The organism is Nocardia carnea (genome assembly GCF_029869215.1).
Taxonomy (GTDB): Bacteria; Actinomycetota; Actinomycetes; order Mycobacteriales; family Mycobacteriaceae; genus Nocardia; species Nocardia carnea_B.
Window position 1 is genome coordinate 1 of sequence record NZ_JARWPM010000223.1, and the last position, 3,710, is coordinate 3,710.

Here is a 3,710-nt window from a genome sequence, read left to right on the forward strand (position 1 = left end):
GTCTTACGAGGCCCTGAGAGGGTTTGGCCCGTCCCAGCAGTGAGCGCGCGGTTCGACGCCGCGCCGCCGCGCGGGTCGCGCGCGGGCAGCCCGGGCCCAGGGGGGCCAACCCCCCCCCCCCCCCCGCGGGGCCCCGGCCCCCCAAAAAAAAACCCCCCCCCCCCACCCCCCGCGCCCCCCCCCCCCCCCCAAAAAACTACAGCACCTCGGCTCTGTTGTCCCGGACAGTAATCGCCCCGTGCTGGAAGTTCTGTTGTACTCCGCCAGGGATGGCGAATTCGTCGCTGATCGGGAAACCCAGCCGGCCGTTCTCGAATCCGGCGTCACGCCAGGCGTCCATGATCGGACCGTTGCGGACCGCCCAGGCCCCCGAGAGCGGGCTCCAGTAGATGTTGCCGCCTTCGAACGCACTGAACCGGCCGAAATCCTTCAGCGGCAGTTCCGGGCCCACCGGGAAGCCGAGCACGCTGTTCTCGAAACCGAGTTCCGCGTATTTGCCGAGGACGAGGCCTTCCACTCGGTGTGCTCCGGTGGCGGGGCTGAAATAGAACGGGCCGCCTTCGAAGGCTTGGACCGCACCGTCGCGGTTCGGCGTTTTCGTCTCCGGCCCCACCGGATATCTGGCCGGGCCGCCTTCATAACCCTGCCGGCCCCATTCCGCCAGAATCGCCCCGCGCACCACCTGCGCGCCCGTTTCCGGTGTCCAGTACAGCGACCCGTGCTGGAACGCCTGATAGCGGCCCCGTCCGTCCGGCAGCGGGAGCTCACCGCCGACCGGCATCCCGAGCGCGCCGTCCGGTCCGCCCGCAGCCTGATATCCGCCACCGATCCGGCCGGCCACCGGATGCGCGCCGCCTTCGGGTGTGTAGAAAACGCGGCCGTGCCGGAAATCCTGGGCGATTCCGCCGGGCACCCGGTATTCGCCGGTGAGGCAGTCGCCGAGCCAGCCGTTGCCGGTGGCCACGGCCGCGATGGCACCGCCGGGGGCGCAGGGCGGTTTCGTGGCGGAGACGCCGAGCGCGGTGGCGGCCTGCGGCCACGACTGGCGCATTTCGAAATCCCAGTACGGCCAGGTGTGCGTACCGGCGGAACGGTACTTGACGGTGGCGGGGATCTGCAGTTCGTCGAGTTTGCGGATGAAATTCTGGGAGGTGATCAGGGCCAGCGTTTCCAGACCCATCCCGAACATGTTGGTGCTCACGCCCGGTATCTCCGAGCCTTCGTCGTGCTTACCCGAGGCGCCGGTACCGCTCGAAATATAGAGGGATTTACCTTTCAGGCGGTCGGCCAGATACAGCGGATCGTGTTCTTCCCACTGCGGACTACCGGGCGGGCCCCACATCGCCGCGGCGTCGAAACCGCCGGCGTCGGCCATCGCGAGGCGGATCGCTTGCGGCATACCTGTACTCGTGGTGGTCAGGAAACCGGAATAGGAGGCCGCGAATTTCGCGAAATCGCTGTTGCGGGCCGACAGGAACATCGCGGCGGTACCGCCCATCGACAGTCCCGCGATACCGCGGGTGCCGGTGGCCCGCCATTGGCTTTCCAGCAGTGGCGGAAGCTCCTTGGTGAGGAAGGTTTCCCACTTGTAGTTCTTGCCGTTGTTGGGTTCCAGCCAGTCCGAGTAGAAACTCGCCTGACCGCCTACCGGCAGCACCGCGGTCACATTCTTGTCGGCGAAGAAATCGACGGCGCCGGTCTCTTTGATCCAGCCGCTGTCGTCGTCGGTGGCGCGGAGCCCGTCGAGCATGTACAGCACCGGGAATTTCGCATCCGGCTGGGTGTTCCAGTCGCGCGCCAGCAGCAGCCGCACCTGGATCGGAGCGCCCATGGCGGGCGAGTTCACCCATACCGCGACGTGCCGGTCGGAATGCCAGACGATATTGCGGATCGTCGCCGGCGCGGCGGCCGCGGTGGGCTGGGCCGGTGCCGGGGCCTGGGCGGCGGCGAACGGCAGCACCAGGGCGGCCGCCAAGACGGCGAGTCCGCGCCGGGCGCGGCTACCGGGCCGGCCGGTTGTCCCCCCTGCTGCGCGTTTCTTCGCTGCCACACACTGTTTGTACCGCCGCCGGGGCCGGATACTCGGTAGACGCGCTGAGGAGCAAACCGGTTGATCCCGCTGCGGACCCGGGAATGCGAACGGCGCCACCTGCTTCGATAAGAAGCAAGTGGCGCCGTTGCGCGTGCTATCGGTTCAGCGGCAACCGAACAGCTATGGTTCGATCACCAGCCGTTGGTGGAATCCAGGAACATCTTGCGGGAGGCGAAGAGCTGGCCCTCCCAGTACTTCCAGGAATGGGTGCCGACACTCGGGAAATCGAAGTGGGCGGGGATCCCCAGCGTCTTCAGCCGCGCCTGGAAGGCCCGGGTGTTCACCAGCGACAGCGCTTCCAGCGCCATGGCGTTACCGGTGTTGAACGCGCCGATCGCACCGGCCGGCTTGTCGTACGGACCGGGCAGGCCGCTGGCCGCCGAGATGTACATCGGCAGGCCACGCAGCTGCGGCGCGAAGACGAACGGGTCCATCCGCAGCCACTGCGGGCTCCACGGAGCGGCCATCGAGTCCACGTTGAACTTACCCGCATCGAGCATGGCGATACGGATGGCCTCACGCATACCCGGCGCGGAGATGTTCAGGTAACCCGAGTAGGCGGCCGCCGACTTGAACTGGTCGCGGTGGTAGGCAGCCAGCGCCAGGGCGGCGCTGCCACCCATCGACAGGCCCGCGATCGCGTTGTTGGTACGCGAGACGCCGTGGCCCTCGAGGAAGGCGGGGAGTTCCTTGGTCAGGAACGTTTCCCACTTGTAGGTGAACTTCTGGCCGTTGGTGTTGCTGGGGGCGTACCAGTCGGTGTAGAAGCTCGACTGCCCGCCGACCGGCATGATCAGCGAGATGTTGTCGTTCGCGAACTGCTCGAGCGCATTGGTCTCGAACGACCAGGCGTTACGGTCGTCGCGGGCGCGCAGACCGTCGAGCAGGTAGAGGCCGGCGTTGCCGCCGCGCGCCGCCCACTGAACCTGAACCTTGATCGGGCCCATGCTGGAGGGAACCATCAGTTCCTCCAGCCCGGCGCGATGCACCGGGGACGCCGCCGGCGAGGCCACGGCGGTCGGCGCCGCGATACCCGCGGCGACCGGTAGTGCGAGCGCAGCCGCACCGATAGCCAGAATCCGGTTACGCCAACCGCGAGGTGCCCGTGACCGCCCCGTCTCTCTCTTCGGGCCGGCTGCCCTGCCGAAACGCATGAATTCTGCTCTCTTTCTGCTGTTGTGGTGTGCTCCGCCACCGCTGCGCGGACCACACCCCGTTTCTCCTCGGCGGCGCCGGCGGCCGGTCCCGACCAACCCTTTGGCCGACAGCGCTACAACGATCTGGTCACAGATGTGCTCGCTGGACCTTATTCGACCCGATCGGGCTCGAGCAAGGCCGTGCTGATCGGATGACCGAAATGCGCCGCGAGAACGTCTGTGATCGCCCCGTGACGATACCTTGCCGCGGCGTTGATGTCTCGGCGGGCCGGGATATTCGCTCGTTATCGAAATCGGCCGCTGACCGGGCTTGCGTAACGGAATACCAACCGTTGGCGAATTCCTATCGACAGCAGTGTTGGGGCCCCCCCCCCCCCCCGGGGGGGGGGGGCCGCGCGGGTTTGGGGGGGGCGGCGCCCGCGGGCCCCCCCCCCCCCCGCGGGGGAGGTATTTGAGACCAA

General features: G+C 67.8%; 2 protein-coding genes. Both read right to left on the bottom strand.

The genetic code is table 11. The features are described 5' to 3' along the window. Positions 1-196 precede the first annotated feature (196 nt). Complete coding sequence (locus QH276_RS15545; protein WP_280397636.1) at positions 197-2,050, bottom strand: alpha/beta hydrolase-fold protein; 1,854 nt, start codon at positions 2,048-2,050, stop codon at positions 197-199. A 173-nt stretch (positions 2,051-2,223) separates the two neighbouring features. Further along, positions 2,224-3,246 (bottom strand): alpha/beta hydrolase, encoded by a 1,023-nt coding sequence (locus QH276_RS15550; protein WP_280397635.1) that lies wholly within the window; start codon positions 3,244-3,246, stop codon positions 2,224-2,226. Positions 3,247-3,710: the final 464 nt, after the last annotated feature.

Bases quoted from the DNA above. Each gene is read 5' to 3' on its own strand.
- QH276_RS15550 (WP_280397635.1), bottom strand. From the start codon at position 3,246: ATGCGTTTCGGCAGGGCAGCCGGCCCGAAGAGAGAGACGGGGCGGTCA.